The organism is Pedobacter sp. B4-66, from assembly GCF_018492665.1.
Classification (GTDB): domain Bacteria; phylum Bacteroidota; class Bacteroidia; order Sphingobacteriales; family Sphingobacteriaceae; genus Pedobacter.
In genome coordinates this window covers 166,318-181,893 of record NZ_JAFVME010000010.1, presented here as the reverse complement: position 1 = coordinate 181,893, position 15,576 = coordinate 166,318, and the positions used below count along the sequence as shown (strand labels likewise).

At 37.2% G+C, this 15,576-nt stretch carries 13 protein-coding genes and 5 tRNA genes; 17 read left to right on the top strand and 1 reads right to left on the bottom strand.

What is annotated here, in order from left to right; genetic code table 11:
• Positions 1-17 precede the first annotated feature (17 nt).
• The gene (locus tag J1905_RS17520) at positions 18-389 is read right to left on the bottom strand and encodes a hypothetical protein (RefSeq protein ID WP_214228565.1); all 372 of its coding nucleotides are present in this window, start codon (positions 387-389) and stop codon (positions 18-20) included.
• Positions 390-543: 154 nt separating this feature from the next.
• Here J1905_RS17520 and rpsU point away from each other — a divergent pair, with 154 nt between their 5' ends.
• The 17 genes from rpsU (at position 544) to rpoC (ending at position 15,522) form a co-directional block, all read left to right on the top strand.
• Positions 544-738: a 30S ribosomal protein S21 gene (gene rpsU, locus J1905_RS17515; RefSeq protein WP_008243148.1), complete on the top strand. Its 195-nt coding sequence runs from the start codon at positions 544-546 to the stop codon at positions 736-738.
• 128 nt (positions 739-866) lie between these two features.
• Positions 867-1,751 (top strand): tyrosine-type recombinase/integrase, encoded by an 885-nt coding sequence (locus tag J1905_RS17510; protein WP_214228564.1) that lies wholly within the window; start codon positions 867-869, stop codon positions 1,749-1,751.
• 16 nt (positions 1,752-1,767) lie between these two features.
• Complete coding sequence (gene hpf, locus J1905_RS17505; protein ID WP_048907302.1) at positions 1,768-2,115, top strand: ribosome hibernation-promoting factor, HPF/YfiA family; 348 nt, start codon at positions 1,768-1,770, stop codon at positions 2,113-2,115.
• 209 nt (positions 2,116-2,324) lie between these two features.
• Positions 2,325-2,397: transfer RNA gene (locus tag J1905_RS17500), tRNA-Thr, on the top strand.
• Between the two features lie 8 nt (positions 2,398-2,405).
• Positions 2,406-2,488 (top strand) — tRNA-Tyr (locus J1905_RS17495).
• An 11-nt stretch (positions 2,489-2,499) separates the two neighbouring features.
• A tRNA-Gly gene (locus J1905_RS17490) sits at positions 2,500-2,572 on the top strand.
• Between the two features lie 85 nt (positions 2,573-2,657).
• A tRNA-Thr gene (locus J1905_RS17485) sits at positions 2,658-2,729 on the top strand.
• 120 nt (positions 2,730-2,849) lie between these two features.
• Complete coding sequence (gene tuf / locus J1905_RS17480) at positions 2,850-4,037, top strand: elongation factor Tu (protein ID WP_099440853.1); 1,188 nt, start codon at positions 2,850-2,852, stop codon at positions 4,035-4,037.
• Between the two features lie 117 nt (positions 4,038-4,154).
• Positions 4,155-4,225, top strand: a tRNA-Trp gene (locus tag J1905_RS17475).
• A 13-nt stretch (positions 4,226-4,238) separates the two neighbouring features.
• Complete coding sequence (gene secE / locus J1905_RS17470) at positions 4,239-4,436, top strand: preprotein translocase subunit SecE (protein WP_048907692.1); 198 nt, start codon at positions 4,239-4,241, stop codon at positions 4,434-4,436.
• Between the two features lie 9 nt (positions 4,437-4,445).
• Positions 4,446-4,988 carry a transcription termination/antitermination protein NusG gene (gene nusG / locus J1905_RS17465; RefSeq protein WP_048907300.1) on the top strand — a complete coding sequence of 181 codons (543 nt, stop codon included), beginning with the start codon at positions 4,446-4,448 and terminating at the stop codon, positions 4,986-4,988.
• 69 nt (positions 4,989-5,057) lie between these two features.
• Complete coding sequence (gene rplK, locus J1905_RS17460; protein WP_008243137.1) at positions 5,058-5,501, top strand: 50S ribosomal protein L11; 444 nt, start codon at positions 5,058-5,060, stop codon at positions 5,499-5,501.
• A gap of 23 nt (positions 5,502-5,524) precedes the next feature.
• Positions 5,525-6,223: a 50S ribosomal protein L1 gene (gene rplA / locus J1905_RS17455; protein WP_084291015.1), complete on the top strand. Its 699-nt coding sequence runs from the start codon at positions 5,525-5,527 to the stop codon at positions 6,221-6,223.
• A 2-nt stretch (positions 6,224-6,225) separates the two neighbouring features.
• Positions 6,226-6,747, top strand: coding sequence for a 50S ribosomal protein L10 (rplJ, locus tag J1905_RS17450; protein WP_173090974.1), 522 nt, complete (start codon positions 6,226-6,228; stop codon positions 6,745-6,747).
• Positions 6,748-6,810: 63 nt separating this feature from the next.
• Positions 6,811-7,185, top strand: coding sequence for a 50S ribosomal protein L7/L12 (gene rplL / locus J1905_RS17445; RefSeq protein WP_173090973.1), 375 nt, complete (start codon positions 6,811-6,813; stop codon positions 7,183-7,185).
• 154 nt (positions 7,186-7,339) lie between these two features.
• Entirely contained in the window at positions 7,340-11,143 is a 3,804-nt protein-coding gene (gene rpoB, locus J1905_RS17440; protein ID WP_214228563.1) for a DNA-directed RNA polymerase subunit beta, read from the top strand.
• A gap of 92 nt (positions 11,144-11,235) precedes the next feature.
• Entirely contained in the window at positions 11,236-15,522 is a 4,287-nt protein-coding gene (gene rpoC, locus J1905_RS17435; RefSeq protein WP_214228562.1) for a DNA-directed RNA polymerase subunit beta', read from the top strand.
• Positions 15,523-15,576 lie beyond the last annotated feature (54 nt).

The following is a 15,576-nucleotide window of genomic DNA, read 5'->3' as shown; positions in this document are numbered from 1 at the left end:
TTTTGCTTTATAATGGATTACTTTATTGATATAATACGATCAACAACAAAAGTGCTGTAGCCTCTCCATGGAAGTGTGCTGATATATTCTTTATAGTGCAACTCAAACGTCTTTCCACTATTCATCATCATTTTTTCGGCAATAGCCTTATCTTCAACAGAAAATTCAAATTCGTTAGATTGGATATTTCCGGTTTGTTTTGAGCGGATCCCTGATTGGATCAATTTACCTTCGTAGGTTTTAAACATATAGCCTTTTCTTACTACATAATTTAATTCGCCGGCTTTAACGCCATCGCCAAATACAAAGTAGTAACGATAATAAATGAACCCAGGCAGGATAATGATTAGTATGGCTAAAGTAATAAACAGCAGCTTTTTAGATTTCATATTAGATTTAATTTGTTATTAAAAATAAACATAAAAAGTCTACTGTGTGTTTTTAAGAACAATATTATTAATATATTAAACATACTGTTTTGATTATCAAAGGAAATACCTATCTTTGCAGTCCTAAAAACAACGAGAGGAGGTATTTTACGTTATGATTATCATTAATATTAAAGACGGTGAATCACTAGATAAAGCGTTAAAACGTTTCAAAAAGAAATTTGAAAAAACAGGTGTGTTAAGAGAATTGCGTAGCCGCCAAGCTTACGAGAAAAAATCTGTAGCACGTCGTACGTTAGTTAAACACGCTATTTATAAGCAAAATATGCAACTAGAAGGAACAATATAGTTCTTATAGTTTACTATAATAGTATTAAAAGCCATCAATTTTTGATGGCTTTTTTTTGTTCAAATAAAAAGGAATTGTTAAGATAATGTTTTGTATATTCACTCTATCGAGCAATACAAATAGTTTCTATGACTGTTGAACAATTTCTAACATATCTCCAGCACGAGAAGCGATATTCTCCACATACCGTACAATCCTACCGAACCGATCTGATTCAGTTTAGAGATTTTATGTCCCAAACATTTGAAATAGAACTTATGGTTGTAGAATACATTCATGTAAGGAATTTTATGGTTTGGCTAATGGAGGAAGGTATTAGTGAGAATTCAATAGGCAGGAAGCTTTCTACATTACGTAGCTTCTATAAATATCTTGTCCGGGTGCAAATTATCCGATCGAGTCCTATGGCTCTTGTTAAGGCCCCTAAAGTTCCTAAACGACTTCCTGTATTTGTTGATGATCAGAAACTGGATGTTTTACTTGATTCTGAAGAATTTTTTGATGGAAGCTTCTCGTCTGTAAGAGACAGACTGGTTATTGAAACATTGTTTGGAACCGGAATGCGACTTGCAGAATTGTTGTCATTAAAAGAGTCTGATATTAATTTTTATGAATCAACCATCAGGGTTTTAGGTAAAAGAAATAAAGAACGGATAGTTCCGGTAGGCAAACTACTTGAGGATCAGTTAAGAGCTTATATTGAGCTAAAAACATTACAAAATTTTGATAACAAAACGGGGGGCTTATTCGTTACAGATAAAGGAGCGGATGCATATCCTACATTGATATACCGAATAGTTCAGCGTTATTTAAGTTTCATTTCAACGCAGGATAAGAAAAGCCCGCATGTGTTGCGTCATTCTTATGCTACCAGTCTGTTGAACAGAGGAGCGGATTTAAATGCGATAAAAGAGTTGTTAGGGCATGCAAGTTTGGCTGCTACCCAGGTTTATACTCATAATTCAGTAGAAAGATTAAAATCAATATATAAACAAGCCCATCCAAAGGCATAAAAAAGAGGAGGAAAATATGAAAATTACAGTTCAATCGATCCATTTCAATGCAGACCAGAAGTTATTAGATTTCATTCAGAAAAAAGTAGATAAGCTAGATCAGTTTTTTGATCAGATTATAAGTGGCGAAGTTTATTTAAAATTAGAGAATGTAGATGATGAGGCTAATAAAATAAGTGAGATTAAATTGATCGTACCGGGCGGAACAATGTTCGCAAAAGAACAATGTAAATCATTTGAGGAAGCTACAGATTTAGCAATTGAGTCGTTAAGAAAGCAAATTACCAAACATAAAGACAAGACGCGAATAAAATTAAGTGAACATAAGGCAATTTTAAATGCGAATGAAGTATCTGATTATTAAGGACATATTTTAGCATTTTTTTTATATTGAATTGGCGAAGTTACTTTCGCCAATTTTTTTTTAAAATAAATTTTGCGTCTATCAATTATTCTTGTAGATTTGCATTCCATTTCAGAGAGGGCGTTACCTCAACAACTAAAATGGAATGTTCTATGAAAGATTAATATTATAAAATTTGTTGCTTCATTTATAAGCAGCACATGATATAAGCCTCCTTAGCTCAGCTGGTAGAGCAACTGACTTGTAATCAGTAGGTCATTGGTTCGATCCCGATAGGAGGCTCTTTTTTTGGGGAGATACCAGAGTGGCCAAATGGGACAGACTGTAACTCTGTTGTCGCAAGACTTCGAAGGTTCGAATCCTTCTCTCCCCACAATAAAAGAAGCGGAAGTAGCTCAGTTGGTAGAGCGATAGCCTTCCAAGCTATAGGTCGCGAGTTCGAACCTCGTCTTCCGCTCTTAAATGGAAAAAGGTGGGCAGTCGGCAGAGATTGTGGAATTGATTCTTAACGGGATTAAATAATAAGCTGCTAGAGATTAAAAGCCGAAGTAGCTCAGCGGTAGAGCACTTCCTTGGTAAGGAAGAGGTCGTGGGTTCAAGTCCCATCTTTGGCTCAAAAGTAAATAGGCTTTGTTGAATCTGTTTAAACACAGAGTGAACAAGGTTTTTTGTATTGAATTGTATCAAAACAATAAATAAATAAAAAGTTATAACCTACTAATAAGTATAAAAACATGGCAAAAGAAAAGTTTGACCGCAGCAAGCCGCACTTAAACATCGGCACAATCGGTCACGTTGACCACGGTAAAACAACCTTAACAGCAGCTATCACTAAAGTGTTATCTGATGCTGGTTTATCTGAGGCGCGTTCATTTGATTCAATTGACTCAGCTCCTGAGGAAAAAGAAAGAGGTATCACCATTAATACAGCACACGTTGAGTATTCAACAGGTAACCGTCACTATGCACACGTTGACTGTCCAGGTCACGCGGATTATGTGAAGAACATGGTTACTGGTGCCGCACAAATGGATGGAGCTATCATTGTTGTAGCTGCTACAGATGGTCCGATGCCACAAACTCGTGAGCACATTCTATTGGCTCGTCAGGTAGGTGTTCCTTCGTTGGTAGTATTCATGAATAAAGTGGATATGGTTGACGATCCTGAATTGTTAGAATTAGTAGAGATGGAAGTTCGTGAATTGTTATCATTCTATGAATTCCCTGGTGATGATATTCCTGTTATTCAAGGTTCAGCTCTTGGTGGTTTGAACGGAGATCCAAAATGGGTAGCTAAAATCATGGAATTAATGGATGCTGTTGATAGCTATATTCCAATTCCTCCACGTTTAACTGATCTTCCATTCTTAATGCCTGTTGAAGATGTATTCTCGATCACTGGTCGTGGTACTGTAGCAACTGGTCGTATTGAGCGTGGTGTAATCAACTCTGGAGATCCAGTTGAGATCTTAGGTATGGGTGCAGAAAATCTTAAATCAACTGTAACAGGTGTTGAGATGTTCCGTAAGATCCTTGATTATGGTGAAGCAGGTGATAACGTAGGTTTATTGTTACGTGGTATTGAGAAAACTGATATCCGTCGTGGTATGGTTATCTGTAAACCAGGTTCTGTAACTCCTCACACTGATTTCAAAGCTGAGATCTATGTATTATCAAAAGCAGAAGGTGGACGTCACACTCCATTCTTTAACAAATACCGTCCACAATTCTATTTCCGTACTACAGACGTTACTGGTGAGATTACACTAGCTGAAGGAACTGAAATGGTTATGCCAGGTGATAACGTTACTATCAATGTTAAATTGATCAACGCAATCGCAATGGAAAAAGGTCTACGTTTCGCTATCCGTGAAGGTGGTAGAACAGTAGGTGCTGGTCAGGTAACTGAAATAGTAAAATAGTTCTTAAGTATCTATAGATACAGAACAAATTTATAAAGCAAAGTACTTGGGCTTTGATTGCCTAAGTACTTTGTTCTAATACCAAAATCAATTCGCTCGGAAAAGCGTAAATTATACACGGGAATAGTTCAACGGTAGAATAGAGGTCTCCAAAACCTTTGATCAGGGTTCGAATCCTTGTTCCCGTGCAAAACATTAATTATGGCTAAAGTAGTTCAATTTGTTAAAGAATCATATGAAGAAATGACCCAGAAGGTTACTTGGCCTACATGGGGGGAATTGCAAAATTCTGCAGTGTTGGTTTTAGTAGCTTCGCTTATTATTGCATGTGTTGTCTTTGCAATGGATAAGGGTTCTACATTCGTTTTGGATACTTTTTATAAATCACTTTCTAATTAATATAGCTAAATGAACGATCAGTTGAAATGGTATGTGGTTAGGGCCGTTAGTGGAAAAGAGAAGAAAGTAAAACAGTATATTGATTCTGAAATTAGCCGTTTAGGCTTTTCGCATTTGGTTCCACAGGTATTAATACCGATGGAAAAATATTATCAAATGAAAGATGGAAAAAAGATTGCAAAAGAACGCAACTTTTATCCAGGCTATGTTTTAATTGAAGCTATTTTAGATGGTGAATTAGAACATATAATTAAGAATGTTAATAGCGTTATTGGTTTCTTGGGAGATAAAGGTGGAAATCCTGTTCCTATGCGCCAGGCGGAAGTTAACCGTATTTTAGGTAAAGTTGATGAGATGAGCCAACAAAGCGAAATCATGAACGTAGCTTATTATGTTGGAGAGAACGTGAAAGTAATGGATGGACCGTTTAACGGTTTTACTGGCGTTATTGAAGAGGTTAACGAAGAGAAAAAGAAATTAAAAGTTATGGTTAAAATCTTTGGAAGAAAAACTCCATTAGAGCTTAACTATATGCAAGTAGAAAAAGAATAGATAAAGATCTTAAATGTTACATGCTTCCAACATTTTAACATTGAGTATTACAAATTAACAAAACAGAAAATGGCAAAAGAAGTCAGTGCACTTGTTAAATTACAGATCAAGGGTGGAGCTGCAAATCCGTCGCCACCAGTAGGACCTGCTTTAGGTGCTAAGGGGGTGAACATCATGGAGTTTTGCAAACAATTCAATGCTCGTACTCAAGATAAGCCCGGTAAAGTATTACCAGTTGTAATTACTGTTTATGCTGACAAGTCTTTCGAATTTATCATCAAAACCCCTCCGGTTGCTATCCAGTTAAAGGATGCTACTAAATTACAGAGTGGTTCTGCTGAGCCCAACCGTAAGAAAGTTGGTTCGGTGACTTGGGATCAGGTTAAGTCAATTGCTGAAGATAAAATGACTGATTTAAATGCTTTCACTATCGAATCGGCGATGAGTATGGTTGCCGGTACAGCACGCAGTATGGGAATCACCGTTAGTGGTGATGCACCTTGGACAAATTAATTAACAAAAAACAGTTTACAACAGTGGCTAAATTAACAAAAAATCAAAAAAAGGCACATGCTAAACTAGAATCTGGTAAAACGTATTCTTTAAAGGATGCGGCTGCTTTGGTTAAAGAAATAACTACTACTAAATTTGATGCATCGGTTGATATCGATGTTAGTTTAGGTGTAGATCCACGTAAAGCCAATCAAATGGTACGTGGTATTGCAACTTTACCACACGGTACAGGTAAAACTGTACGTGTTTTAGTTCTTTGTACTCCTGATAAGGAAGAAGAGGCTAAAGCGGCTGGCGCAGATTTTGTAGGTTTAGACGAATATGTAGCCAAGATTGAAGGTGGATGGACTGATGTTGACATTATTATCACTACTCCTGCTTGTATGGCAAAAGTAGGTAAACTGGGCCGCGTTTTAGGTCCACGTAACCTTATGCCAAACCCTAAATCAGGTACTGTAACTAACGAAGTTGGTAAAGCAGTAACTGACGTAAAAGGCGGTAAGATTGATTTTAAAGTTGACAAAAGTGGTATTATACACGCTTCAGTAGGAAAAGTATCATTCCCAGCAGAGAAAATATATGAAAATGCTTTAGAAGTTCTTCAAGTAATTTCTAAATTAAAACCATCTGCTGCAAAAGGAACTTATTTTAAGAGCATTCATGTTTCTTCAACTATGAGTCCTGGAATTGCAATCGAAACTAAATCAGTAGCGGGGATCTAATTATGAACAGAGAAGAAAAACACGAAGTCGTTTCGGCTCTTCAAGTGAAGATGCAGGAATACGGTAATTTTTATATTGCCGATACATCAAGCTTATCTGTTGAGAAAATTAACGGTATCCGTCGTAAATGTTTCGAAAGCGGGATCGAAATGCAAGTAGCTAAAAATACTTTAATCAGAAAAGCGATTGAAGGATTAGAAGGTGATGCATCAGAGATCTTTGTTGCGCTAAAAGGCCAATCAGCATTATTATTCTCAACAGTAGGTAACGGTCCAGCTAAGCTGATCAAAGCCTTGAGAAAAGGAACTGATAAACCTCAGCTAAAAGCTGCATATATCGATTCAACAGTATTTATTGGTGATAACCAACTTGATACTTTAGTAAGCTTGAAATCAAGAGAAGAGCTTATCGGAGACATCATTGGATTATTACAATCACCAGCTAAAAACGTTATTTCGGCATTACAGTCTGGCGGTAACAAAATTGCAGGAATTGTTAAAACTCTTCAAGAAAGAGAAGGTTAAGGAACACCTTAAAAGTTCATATTAAATAAATTATTATTACGTAAATTTTTAAAATCTATAAAAATGGCAGATTTAAAAGCGTTTGCTGAGCAATTGGTAAACTTAACAGTTAAAGAAGTTAACGAATTAGCTCAAATCTTAAAAGACGAGTATGGTATTGAACCAGCTGCTGCTGCAGTTGCTGTTGCAGGTCCTGCTGGTGATGCTGCTCCTGCGGCTGAAGAAAAATCAACTTTTGATGTTATATTGAAAGAAGCTGGTGGTTCTAAATTAGCAGTAGTTAAATTGGTAAAAGACTTAACTGGTTTAGGTTTGAAAGAAGCTAAAGACTTAGTTGACGGTGCACCAAAAGAATTAAAAGCTGGTGTTTCTAAAGACGAAGCTAATGCTTTGAAAACTCAATTAGAAGAAGCTGGAGCTGTAGTTGAAATTAAGTAATCACTTAATTTTAATATAACTTTAACCATAGACTCCGACTGTATAGTCGGAGTCTATACCTGTTTATAAACATTTCATCTTGTTTGGTTGGTGGAATTGTTTAACGGCTAACCAAACAAATAGTTTATTCTTAAAGTAAATTAACTTTAGTCCATTGGCAAATAAAGTCGACCAAAGAGTAAATTTTGCACGTAGTAAGCATATCATAGATTACCCAGATTTTCTAGATGTGCAGTTGCAATCATTCAGAGAATTTTTTCAGATAGAGACAACTTCGGATAACCGTCACACTGAGGGTTTATTTAAGGTGTTTGCTGAAAATTTCCCAATCACTGATTCAAGAAACATTTTTGTTCTTGAGTTCCTTGATTATTTTATTGACCCACCGCGTTATGATATACCTGAGTGTATTGACCGTGGGTTAACTTATAGTGTTCCATTAAAAGCAAAGCTTAAGCTTTCTTGTAATGATGCTGAACACGAAGATTTTGAAACCATCATTCAAGATGTATATTTAGGAACCATACCTTATATGACTCCTAAAGGTACTTTTGTGATTAACGGCGCAGAGCGTGTAATTGTTTCTCAGTTACACAGGTCTCCGGGTGTGTTCTTCGGTCAAAGCCGCCACACTAACGGAACTAAGCTTTATTCTGCCCGTGTAATTCCTTTCAAAGGATCTTGGATTGAGTTTGCTACTGACGTAAATAACGTTATGTATGCTTACATTGATCGTAAGAAAAAGTTCCCGGTTACCACCTTATTGCGTGCTATTGGTTATGATTCTGATAAAGACATCCTTGAATTGTTTGACTTAGCTGATGAGGTTAAGGTTAGCAAATCAGGTTTGAAGAAATATATCGGTCGTAAACTTGCTGCAAGAGTATTAAGAAAATGGGTTGAGGATTTTGTTGATGAAGATACTGGTGAGGTAGTTTCTATAGATCGTAATGAAGTGATCTTAGATAGGGATACCGTTTTAGAAGATGACCATATTGATATGATCATTGATGCTGGTGTTAAAACTATTATCTTATCTAAAGATGATGGTGCAAGCCAGGCTGATTATACCATTATATATAATACTTTACAAAAAGATACTTCTAACTCTGAGAAAGAGGCTGTTGAAAACATCTATCGTGCTTTGCGTAATGCAGAACCACCTGATGAGGAAACTGCAAGAGGTATTATTGAGCGTTTGTTCTTCTCGGATAAACGTTATGATCTAGGTGATGTAGGTAGATACCGTATCAACCGTAAGTTGAAAATGGATACTCCTGATCACGTAAAGGTTTTAACAAAAGCTGATATTATTGCTATTGTTAAATATCTGATCAAATTGATCAACTCTAAAGAAGAAGTGGATGATATTGATCACTTGTCGAATCGTCGTGTTCGTACAGTAGGTGAGCAATTGTACGCTCAATTTGGTGTTGGTTTAGCACGTATGGCGCGTACTATCCGCGAGCGTATGAACATTCGTGACAACGAGGTATTTACTCCAACAGACTTAATTAATGCCCGTACTTTATCGTCGGTTATTAATTCATTCTTTGGTACTAACCAGTTGTCTCAGTTCATGGACCAGACAAATCCTTTGGCAGAGATTACGCACAAACGTCGTTTGTCAGCCTTAGGCCCAGGTGGTCTTTCACGTGAGCGTGCCGGTTTCGAGGTACGTGACGTTCACTATACTCACTACGGTCGTTTATGTACAATTGAAACTCCAGAGGGACCAAACATCGGTTTGATCTCGTCTCTTTGTGTTCATGCGAAAATAAACAACTTAGGTTTCATTGAAACTCCTTATAAAAAAGTAGATAATGGTGTTGTGTCTGTAGACGAACCAGTTATTTACCTTTCTGCTGAGGATGAAGATGGTAAAACAATTGCTCAGGCAAACGCCGAGTATGATGATAAAGGTAATTTCACTACTTCACGTGTAAAAGCGCGTTACGAGGGTGACTTCCCGATTATTGAGCCTGAGAAATTAGACTTAATGGACGTAGCACCTAATCAGATTACTTCGATCGCTGCTTCGTTGATTCCTTTCCTTGAGCATGATGATGCGAACAGGGCTTTGATGGGATCGAACATGCAACGCCAGGCCGTACCATTGTTACGTCCTGAGGCTCCTATCGTTGGTACAGGTTTAGAAGGTCGCGTAGCCCGCGATTCAAGAACATTAATCAATGCTGAAGGTGATGGTGTTGTTGAATATGTTGATGCAAATGAGATCACTATTAAATATGTAAGAAACGATGGAGATCGTTTAGTATCGTTTGAAGGTGATAGCAAAACTTATAAATTAATCAAATTCAAGAAAACCAATCAGAATACTTGTATTAACTTGAAACCAATCGTTAAGAAAGGTCAGAAAGTTGTAAAAGGACAAGTACTTTGTGAAGGTTATGCTACTGAAAATGGTGAATTGGCATTAGGAAGAAACTTAAAAGTTGCTTTCATGCCTTGGCAAGGATATAACTTTGAGGATGCGATCGTAATTAACGAGCGTATTGTTCGTGAAGATATCTTTACTTCATTACACATTGAAGAGTTTGAATTAGAAGTGCGTGATACAAAACGTGGAGAAGAGGAATTAACACCAGATATCCCTAACGTTTCTGAAGAAGCTACTAAAGATTTAGATGAGAACGGTATTATCCGTATTGGTGCTGAAGTTAAAGAAGGTGATATTCTTATTGGTAAGATCACTCCTAAAGGAGAATCTGATCCTTCGCCGGAAGAGAAATTATTACGTGCAATATTTGGAGATAAAGCTGGTGATGTTAAAGATGCATCATTAAAAACACCTCCATCTATTAAAGGTGTGGTAATTGATACTAAGTTGTTCTCAAGGGCTAAGAAAACTACTAAAGCTGAAGAGAAATCAGCAATAGAGAAATTAGACAAGAGATACGACCTTGCTACAACAAATCTTAAGAATGAGCTTGTAGATAAATTATTCCAGATTGTAAACGGTAAAACATCTCAAGGTGTGTACAACGTTTATAAGGAATTATTATTCCCTAAAGGAGCTAAGTTTACTCAAAAAAGTTTAGCTGATTTAGAATACGCGCACATTAATCCATACAAATGGACTACTGATGACGACAAGAATGAGCAGATCAAATTGTTATTGCACAACTATGGTATTCGTGTAAACGAAGAGCTTGGTGCTTACAAACGTGATAAGTTTGCGATTAGTGTGGGTGATGAGCTGCCTTCAGGTATTGTTCAGATGGCTAAGGTTTATGTAGCTAAAAAGCGTAAGTTAAAAGTAGGTGATAAGATGGCTGGTCGTCACGGTAATAAGGGTATTGTAGCTCGTATTGTACGTGATGAAGATATGCCATTCTTAGAAGATGGGACTCCTGTTGATATTGTGTTGAACCCACTGGGTGTACCTTCACGTATGAACCTTGGTCAGATCTACGAAACTGTATTGGCATGGGCCGGTAAAGAATTGGGTGTTAAATTTGCAACTCCAATCTTTGATGGTGCTAAGCACAATGAGGTTGAAGACTGGATCGCTAAAGCTGGATTACCTGCTTCTGGAAGAACTTACTTAAATAACGGTTTAACAGGTGAGAAATTTGATCAGCCAACAACTGTAGGTATTATCTACATGTTGAAACTAGGACACATGGTTGATGATAAGATGCACGCTCGTTCTATCGGACCATACTCATTAATTACACAACAACCATTGGGTGGTAAAGCTCAGTTTGGTGGTCAGCGTTTTGGTGAGATGGAGGTTTGGGCATTGGAAGCATTTGGTGCAGCCAACATTCTACAAGAGATATTAACTGTTAAGTCAGATGATGTTATCGGTAGAGCTAAAACTTACGAAGCGATTGTAAAAGGCGAAAACCTTCCTACACCGGGTGTACCAGAATCATTCAATGTATTGGTACATGAGTTACGTGGATTAGGTTTAGATATTACGTTAGACTAAGTATATAGTATTAAGCAGTTAGTAATTAGATAAGCGAAGCGCCAAATTCTAATTACTAACTACTAATTACTAGCTACTAAAACAAAAGAGCTATGTCTTACAAAAAGGATAATAAATTAAAAAGCAATTTCACATCGATCACCATTAGTTTGGCATCGCCTGAGGCTATTTTAGAGCGCTCAAGTGGTGAGGTGTTGAAACCTGAGACTATCAATTATCGTACCTACAAACCTGAGCGTGATGGTTTGTTTTGCGAGCGTATTTTTGGTCCTGTAAAAGATTACGAATGTCATTGTGGTAAATACAAACGTATCCGTTATAAAGGTATTGTTTGCGACCGTTGTGGTGTTGAGGTAACTGAAAAGAAAGTACGTAGAGAGCGTATGGGACATATCAACCTGGTAGTTCCTGTTGCGCATATCTGGTATTTCCGTTCATTGCCAAATAAAATCGGTTACTTATTAGGTTTGCCTACTAAAAGATTAGATCTGATTATTTACTACGAGCGTTATGTAGTAATTCAACCAGGTTTAATGGCTGAAGAAGGTATTCAGTACATGGATTTCCTTACTGAGGAAGAATATTTAGATATTCTTGATAAATTACCTAAAGAGAACCAATATCTGGATGACAAAGATCCTAATAAATTCGTAGCCAAAATGGGTGCGGAAGCATTAGAAGATTTGTTAAAACGTATTGATTTAGATACTTTATCTTATAACTTACGTCACCAGGCTGCTAATGAGACTTCACAACAACGTAAAAACGAAGCATTAAAACGTTTACAAGTTGTTGAGGCATTCCGTGGTTCAAGATCACGTATTGAGAATAATCCAGAGTGGATGATCATTAAGATCGTTCCGGTTATTCCACCAGAATTGCGTCCATTAGTACCTCTAGAGGGTGGTCGTTTTGCGACTTCAGATTTAAATGACCTTTACCGTCGTGTAATTATCCGTAACAACCGTTTGAAGCGTTTGATCGAGATCAAAGCTCCAGAAGTAATTTTACGTAACGAAAAACGTATGTTACAAGAAGCGGTTGATTCGTTATTTGATAACTCACGTAAAGTAAATGCTGTAAAAACTGAAGGTAACCGTGCTTTAAAATCTCTTTCAGATATCCTGAAAGGTAAACAAGGTCGTTTCCGTCAGAATTTATTAGGTAAACGTGTGGATTATTCTGCTCGTTCTGTAATTGTTGTAGGTCCTAACCTTAAATTACACGAATGCGGTTTACCTAAGGATATGGCTGCTGAGCTATTTAAACCATTTATCATCCGCAAGATGATAGAAAGAGGTATCGTTAAAACAGTAAAATCTGCTAAGAAAATTGTAGATAGAAAAGACCCATTAGTTTGGGATATTCTTGAGAATGTTTTAAAAGGACACCCTGTATTACTGAATCGTGCACCTACGTTGCACAGATTGGGTATACAATCTTTCCAACCTAAATTGGTTGAAGGTAAAGCAATTCAATTACACCCGTTAGTTTGTACCGCATTTAACGCGGATTTTGACGGTGACCAGATGGCAGTACACTTACCATTAGGACACGCCGCAATCTTAGAAGCACAAGTATTGATGCTTGCTGCACACAACATTCTAAACCCTGCAAACGGTACTCCTATTACTGTACCTTCACAGGATATGGTTTTGGGTCTTTATTATATTACTAAAGGCCGTAGAACTGACGAAGGACGTGTAGTTAAAGGACAAGACTCTATATTCTATTCTCCAGAAGAGGTTATCATTGCTTACAATGAGAAACAAATTGATCTTCACGCATTTATTAAAGTTAAAGTAAATGTTAAAATTGAGGATGGAACTATAGTTAATAAATTGACTGACACAACTGTTGGACGTGTACTATTTAATCAAATGGTTCCTGAAGAAGTTGGTTACATCAATGAATTGTTAACTAAAAAATCTTTAAGAGATATTATCGGTGAGGTTGTTAAAATCACAGGTATGGCTCGTGCATCAAGATTCCTTGATGACATTAAAGAATTAGGTTTCCAAATGGCATTCAGAGGAGGTTTATCGTTTAATTTACAAGACGTAAATATTCCTGTTGAAAAACATACTTTATTACAACAAGCTTCCGCAGAAGTTGAAGAGGTAAGGAATAACTATAATATGGGATTCATTACCAACAACGAGCGTTACAACCAAATTATCGATATCTGGACTCGTATCAATAACCGTTTAACATCATTCGTGATGAATCAGTTATCAAACGATAACCAAGGATTTAACTCTGTTTATATGATGTTGGATTCTGGTGCACGTGGTTCGAAAGAGCAGATTCGTCAGTTGTGCGGTATGCGTGGTTTGATGGCGAAACCTCAAAAATCAGGTTCTGGTGGTGAGATTATTGAAAACCCGATCTTATCTAACTTTAAAGAAGGATTATCGGTACTAGAATACTTTATCTCTACTCACGGTGCTCGTAAAGGTTTGGCGGATACGGCGTTGAAAACTGCCGATGCTGGTTACTTGACACGTCGTTTACATGATGTGGCACAGGATATGATCGTTAATTCTGAGGATTGCGGTACATTGAGAGGTATGTTTACTACTGCGTTGAAAGACAATGAAGATATCGTTGAGCCATTATATGACAGAATTTTAGGACGTATATCTCTACACGATGTGTTCAATCCATTGGATGGAGCATTATTAGTAGGAGCCGGACAAGATATTACTGAAGAAATTGCTAAAACAATTGAAGAGTCTCCTCTTGATGGTGTTGAAATTCGTTCTGTATTAACTTGCGAAAATCAAAGAGGTGTTTGTGCCCTTTGTTATGGACGTAACTTAGCTACTGGTAAACGTGTTCAAAAAGGTGAGGCTGTTGGTGTAATTGCTGCACAGTCAATCGGTGAGCCGGGTACACAGTTAACACTACGTACATTCCACGTGGGTGGTACTGCATCGAACATTGCTGCTGAATCTCAGATTGTTGCAAAGTTTGATGGTGTGATCGAATTTGAAAATGTTCGTACAGTTGAGAACGATACTGAAGATGGAGTAAAACAAATTGTTTTAGGCCGTTCAGGAGAGTTTAAAATTGTTGAGCCGGAAACAAATAAGATTATCATGACCAGCAACATTCCTTACGGTGCATTCTTGTACGTTGAGGATGGGGCTAAAATCACTAAAGGAGATAGAATTTGTTCGTGGGATCCATATAATGCTGTAATTATCTCGGAATTTGCCGGTAAAATCGAATTTGATGCAATTATTGAAGGTGTAACCTTCCGTGAAGAATCAGATGAGCAAACTGGTCACCGTGAAAAAGTAATTATAGATACACGTGATAAAACTAAAAACCCTTCAGTAAGAGTTGTAGATAAAAAAGGTGAACTAATCAGAGGATATAACATTCCTGTAGGTGCTCACATTGCTATTGACGAAGGGGATGCAGTTAAAACTGGTCAGATCTTAGTTAAGATACCTCGTGCAACTGGAAAAACAAGGGATATTACGGGTGGTTTACCACGTGTAACTGAGTTATTCGAAGCACGTAATCCATCTAACCCAGCTGTAGTAACTGAAATTGATGGTGTGGTAACTTTAGGTGGTGTGAAACGTGGTAATCGTGAGATGACTATCGAATCTAAAGACGGAGAAGTTAAAAAATACCTTGTTCCATTGTCTAAACACATCCTGGTACAGGATAATGACTTTGTGAAAGCTGGTATGCCATTATCTGATGGATCTATCTCACCTGCTGATATTTTAGCAATTAAAGGCCCTGCGGCTGTACAAGAATATCTTGTTAATGGTATCCAAGAGGTTTACCGTTTACAAGGTGTAAAAATCAACGATAAACACTTCGAGGTTATTGTACACCAAATGATGCAGAAAGTACATATCGAAGATCCAGGTGATACCAGTTTCTTAGAGAACAACTCTGTGGATCGTTGGGACTTTATGATTGAGAATGATGAGATCTATGACAAAAAGGTTGTAGTAGAAGCTGGTGATTCAAACACAGTAAAACCTGGTCAAATTCTTTCTTTACGTAAATTAAGAGATGAAAATTCTCAATTGAAACGTAAAGATTTGAAACAAATTGAAGTTCGTGATGCAAGACCTGCAACTGCGAGTTCAGTATTGCAAGGTATTACACGTGCATCATTAGGTACGAAATCATTCATCTCTGCAGCATCGTTCCAGGAAACAACAAAAGTACTTAACGAAGCAGCTATTGCTGGTAAACGTGACAGTATGCTTGGATTGAAAGAAAACGTAATCGTTGGACACTTAATCCCTTCAGGTACAGGTGTACGTGGATATGAGCGTATCATTGTTGGTTCTCAAGAAGAATACGATAAATTATTAGCTTCGAAACAAGAAGAAATAGGAGCTTAATTTTAAATAAATCTTTCTAAAAGTCCCCCTTCTTTAAAAGTCGGGGGACTTTTT

What these genes read in the sequence shown, in the direction of transcription:
- J1905_RS17510 (WP_214228564.1), top strand. Translation starts at nt 867, where the DNA reads ATGACTGTTGAACAATTTCTAACATATCTCCAGCACGAGAAGCGATAT.
- rplJ (WP_173090974.1), top strand. Translation starts at nt 6,226, where the DNA reads ATGAACAGAGAAGAAAAACACGAAGTCGTTTCGGCTCTTCAAGTGAAG.
- rpsU (WP_008243148.1), top strand. Translation starts at nt 544, where the DNA reads ATGATTATCATTAATATTAAAGACGGTGAATCACTAGATAAAGCGTTA.
- nusG (WP_048907300.1), top strand. Translation starts at nt 4,446, where the DNA reads ATGAACGATCAGTTGAAATGGTATGTGGTTAGGGCCGTTAGTGGAAAA.
- tuf (WP_099440853.1), top strand. Translation starts at nt 2,850, where the DNA reads ATGGCAAAAGAAAAGTTTGACCGCAGCAAGCCGCACTTAAACATCGGC.
- rpoC (WP_214228562.1), top strand. Translation starts at nt 11,236, where the DNA reads ATGTCTTACAAAAAGGATAATAAATTAAAAAGCAATTTCACATCGATC.
- hpf (WP_048907302.1), top strand. Translation starts at nt 1,768, where the DNA reads ATGAAAATTACAGTTCAATCGATCCATTTCAATGCAGACCAGAAGTTA.
- secE (WP_048907692.1), top strand. Translation starts at nt 4,239, where the DNA reads ATGGCTAAAGTAGTTCAATTTGTTAAAGAATCATATGAAGAAATGACC.
- rplK (WP_008243137.1), top strand. Translation starts at nt 5,058, where the DNA reads ATGGCAAAAGAAGTCAGTGCACTTGTTAAATTACAGATCAAGGGTGGA.
- rplL (WP_173090973.1), top strand. Translation starts at nt 6,811, where the DNA reads ATGGCAGATTTAAAAGCGTTTGCTGAGCAATTGGTAAACTTAACAGTT.
- J1905_RS17520 (WP_214228565.1), bottom strand. Translation starts at nt 389, where the DNA reads ATGAAATCTAAAAAGCTGCTGTTTATTACTTTAGCCATACTAATCATT.